A 4,326-nucleotide genomic window follows, 5' to 3' on the forward strand; every position below is an offset into this window, starting at 1 on the left:
CCAGCATATAGGCGATGCCGACGCCCTTTTCAGGCGTGCCCTGGAAAACGGGCAAACCAAACGCGCCTTCGGCGAGGTAAAGAATGAGCGTCGCGACGGCAAGGCGCATGCCGAAGGCGGCGGCGATTAGCAGGACGGCAAGCGTCTGCAACGAGATGTCAACCGGGCCGAGAACGACCTTGGTCTTGGCCGAGAGCGTCAGCAGGAGGGTTCCGGCAAGCGCCAGAAAGAGCTGCGCCGCCAGCCGCGCAGCGCCCTGGTCGGGCAGAGCGAGAGAAACAAGCGGACGCATCGTGGTTGCAGTTGCCATGGTCTTCCCCGTGTTGGCTGATTTGCTGGCTTTAATTTTCCTATATTGGCTTCCGTATCAGGCGGCAATCATTTTGCCGCGTCGCAGCGGAGCCCGGCATGGCGCTTGAATTCGACACACGCTTCGATCCGGCCTATGGCCAGGCGGTCACGGTTGCGCCCGACGTGCTGCGCATCACCGCCAACAACCCAAGTCCGTTCACTTTTCACGGCACCAACAGCTATATCGTCGGCCGCGAGACGCTCGCAGTGATCGATCCCGGACCGGATGACGATACGCATCTCCAAACCTTGCTCGCCGCGATCGGCGGCAGGCCCGTCAGCCACGTCTTCGTCAGCCACACCCACCGCGACCATTCGCCCCTGGCGGCGCGGCTGAAGCAGCAAACGGGCGCCACCGTGCTTGCCGAAGGTCCGCATCGGCCAGCGCGGCCGCTGCGCATCGGCGAGGTTAACCCGCTCGATGCCAGCGCCGACTTGGACTTCGTGCCTGACGTCGCGCTGGCGGACGGTTCCATCACCCATGGCGACGGCTGGACGATCCGAACGGTGCTGACGCCAGGTCACGCCGCCAACCACGCGGCCTTTGCGCTCGAGGGAACCGGCGTGCTGTTTTCGGCCGACCATGTCATGGCCTGGGCGACCTCCATCGTCGCGCCCCCGGATGGCGCGATGGCCGATTATATGGGGTCGCTCGATAAATTGATCGAGCGCGGCGACCGGCTGCTGCTGCCCGGTCATGGCGGGCCGGTCACCGCGCCGCGAAAGTTCATGCGCGGGCTGAAAACGCACCGCAAGATGCGCGAACGGGCGATCCTGGAGCGCATCCGCAACGGCGACCGGACGATCAAGGACATGGTCGCGGCGATCTATCGCGACACCGACCCGCGGCTGCACGGCGCCGCCGGCCTTTCAGTGCTTGCCCATCTGGAGGACCTGGTGGTCCGCGGCCTGGTCGCCACCGAAGGCGATCCGGCGATCGACGGTATATTCACGCCGCCGCGCTAGATTTTCACTCGGCCGGCGCCGCGCCGACCTGGCCGGCGACCTCCTGATCGAGCTCGCCGAGGAAATCGGTGATGCGGGCGGCATTGTCGCCCAGGTCATAACGTCCGTAGCGCGAGGCCGAGCGCATGTCGACGATGACCGATTCGCCATCGTCGGTGACGCGGATGGCGAGGTCGGCGGGCAGCCCGATCACGAAGCCCCTGGCGACCGCGTTGATCGTCGCCTCGCTTTGCCCGTTGATATCGGGATAAGGCGCGGTCAGTTGCCAGTCCCGCCGGTCGAGCACGGTTTCGACGGCGTCGACCACGGTTTCGAAAGGAAGGTTGTAGCTGCGCCCGGTGACCAGCGGGTAGGCCTGCGCCTGCAGGCTCTGTTCGCCGGGCGTCGGCGGCGACAGCGCGTTCATGTCGCTGGTCCGATCGCTGGTGTCCAGCACCGGCGGGTCGTCGAGGTCGGTCGAGATATCGCGCAGCGGCGGATAAATCGTCGCCCAGTAGGCGGCGATGCCGAAGGGGCTAAGCACCAGGAGCGCCAGCAGCGCGCCGACGCTGAGATCGCGGCCGCCGCGATCGCCGAAATTCCACAGTCTCGACAGCGCAAGTCCGGCGAGCAGCAGCGCGAGCGCTGCAAGCAGCGCGACGATCGCCAGCACCCACAAGAAGGGCGGCGTGTCGACCAAATCGAGGCGATAGCCGGCAAGGGCCGTCAACAAAAGGACAAGCGAGAATGCTCCCATCCGCCGCGACCAGCCGGCCGCCCTCGACGTCTGCCGTTCAGGAATTGTAACCATCGTCTGCCGCATTACCCCAGCCCGAGCCGAGACTTAGCGCAGTTCAGCGACTGGTGGAATCGCTGATTGAACAATCCTCAATCCGTCGGCAGCCGGTAATCCTTGAATTGCTGACGCAAGCTGACCTTCTGAATCTTGCCGGTGGCCGTATGGGGAATTTCGCCGACGAAGGTGACGTCGTCCGGCATCCACCATTTGGCGACCTTGCCGCTCATGAAGGCGAGGATATCGCTCTTGCTCGGCTCCTTGCCCGGCTTGCGCACGACAACCAGCAGGGGCCGCTCGCCCCACTTGGAATGCGGCACGCCGATGGCCGCGGCCTCGGCCACATCGGGATGGCCGACGGCAAGGTTCTCGAGATCGATGGTGGAGATCCACTCGCCGCCCGATTTGATGACATCCTTGGCGCGGTCGGTGATCTGCATGTAGCCGCTGGCGTCGATATGCGCGACGTCGCCGGTGTCGAACCAGCCGTCGGCGTCGAACTGCTCGGAACCGACGCCGCCGTAATAGGCGCGAGCCACCGCCGGGCCGCGCACCTTGAGATGCCCAAAGGTCTTGCCGTCCCAGGGCAGCGCGTTGTTGTCGTCGTCGGTCACCTTCATTTCGACGCCGAAGGGCGGGAAACCCTGCTTGCCTTGCAGATCAAGGCGGGCTTCCCCTTCGAGGTTCTCGTGTTCCGGCTTCATCGTGCACAGCGTGCCGAGCGGCGACATCTCGGTCATGCCCCAGGCGTGCACGACCTGGACGTCGTAATTGTCCTGGAATTTCCTGGTGATGGCGCGCGGGCAGGATGAGCCGCCGATGACGACCTTGTTGAGATAAGGCAGCTTCCTGCCGGTCTCCTCGAGATATTGCAGCAGCATCATCCAGACCGTCGGCACGGCGGCGCTGAAAGTGACCTTTTCGGTGTCGAGCAGTTCGTAGATCGAAGCGCCGTCCATCTTGCAGCCCGGCATGACCAGCTTGGCGCCGATCATCGGCGCGCTCTGGCCAAGGCCCCAGGCGTTGGCGTGGAACATCGGCACCACGGGCAAGATCACATCCCGCGCGGATATGCCCATGGCGTCCGGCATTGCGGCGATCATGGCGTGAAGGACGTTGGAGCGATGGCTGTAGACCACGCCCTTCGGGTCGCCAGTGGTGCCCGAGGTATAGCACATGCCGGCGGCGGTATTCTCGTCGAAGGTCCTCCAGGCGAAGGTGCCATCGGCCTCGGCCAGCCATTCCTCGAAGGCAACGGCGTTCGGCAACGACGTTCGCGGCAAATGCGCCCTGTCGGTCAGCACGATCACTTTTCTCAGGGATTTTACCTGGCCGGCGATCTTTTCGAGCAGCGGCACGAAGGTCAGGTCGACGAAGATCGCTTTATCCTCGGCATTGTTCATGATCCAGGCGATCTGCTCGGGAAAAAGGCGCGGATTGAGCGTGTGGTAGATCGCGCCGATGCCCATGATGCCGTACCAGGCCTCGATATGCCGGGCCGTGTTCCAGGCAAGCGTGGCGATACGGTCGCCCAGCCCGAAGCCATCCTGCTCCAGCCGCTCGGCGATCTGGAGCGCCCGGCGATGGATGTCGGCATAGGTGGTGCGCACGATCGGCCCCTCGATCGAACGCGACACGATCTCGCGTCCGCCATGTTGCCGTTCGGCATTGTCGATGAGCTTGTGGCAGAGCAGCGGCCATTCCTGCATCAGTCCGAGCATCTCGGTTCCTCCCCTTCGCGCTTTTGCGTCGTTGTTTCACGCATTGTGGAATGATCCGGCGGATTGTCCAGCCATAAGTCCAAAGGGGTGGGTCGATCGGATGACCCGTGAAACCCGCCATAATCCGGCCATCGTCGCCGTTAAGTTTCATTAATGGGCTGGGTGAGATTGGCGAATGGAGATATTCGCATGGACGCGCAGCTCGAAGACAAAGCCCTCGAAAGCACGCTTGCCGAAAGTCTGGACGATCTGACGCCGGACTCCAAAACCGTCTCCGACGACGAATTTGCCGAAGTCGTCGGTGGCGCGCTGGAGGCTGTCGGCGGAACGCTGCTGTTCAAGATGTGCGTCGAAAATGACGGCGAAAGCCAGCATGTGGCTGCCGCATGCGTCGGCGACGGCGGCAACCGCCAGTTCCTGCTGCTGACGCTGCCGACCATGGGCGGGGCGCTGAAAGTCGAGACCGCGGCGAGAAGCACCAATCCGGTGGCCGGCATCGCCGCCGCCTATGCC

Annotated in this window: 5 protein-coding genes; 2 read left to right on the forward strand and 3 right to left on the reverse strand. The window is 64.0% G+C overall.

Features of this window, described 5'->3' with window-relative positions:
- Window positions 1–310, reverse strand: a 310-nt coding sequence (locus tag EOA29_RS26915; protein WP_189479001.1) for a biotin transporter BioY, incomplete at its 3' end; no start/stop codon positions are given.
- A 98-nt stretch (window positions 311–408) separates the two neighbouring features.
- On the opposite strand from EOA29_RS26915, the gene EOA29_RS26920 reads away from it, so the two are divergent.
- On the forward strand, window positions 409–1,317 hold the full coding sequence (locus EOA29_RS26920) for an MBL fold metallo-hydrolase (RefSeq protein WP_127221847.1): 909 nt from the start codon (window positions 409–411) through the stop codon (window positions 1,315–1,317).
- Window positions 1,318–1,321: 4 nt separating this feature from the next.
- Here the strand turns inward: EOA29_RS26920 and EOA29_RS26925 are convergent, their stop codons facing one another.
- Entirely contained in the window at window positions 1,322–2,107 is a 786-nt protein-coding gene (locus tag EOA29_RS26925) for a DUF1499 domain-containing protein (RefSeq protein WP_127221848.1), read from the reverse strand.
- 77 nt (window positions 2,108–2,184) lie between these two features.
- Window positions 2,185–3,813, reverse strand: coding sequence for a fatty-acid--CoA ligase (locus tag EOA29_RS26930; RefSeq protein ID WP_127221849.1), 1,629 nt, complete (start codon window positions 3,811–3,813; stop codon window positions 2,185–2,187).
- A gap of 189 nt (window positions 3,814–4,002) precedes the next feature.
- On the opposite strand from EOA29_RS26930, the gene EOA29_RS26935 reads away from it, so the two are divergent.
- A partial coding sequence (locus tag EOA29_RS26935) for a hypothetical protein (RefSeq protein WP_127221850.1) occupies window positions 4,003–4,326 on the forward strand: 324 nt, incomplete at its 3' end.

Origin of the sequence: Mesorhizobium sp. M1E.F.Ca.ET.063.01.1.1 (assembly GCF_003998155.1) — a bacterium.
Taxonomy (GTDB): Bacteria; Pseudomonadota; Alphaproteobacteria; order Rhizobiales; family Rhizobiaceae; genus Mesorhizobium.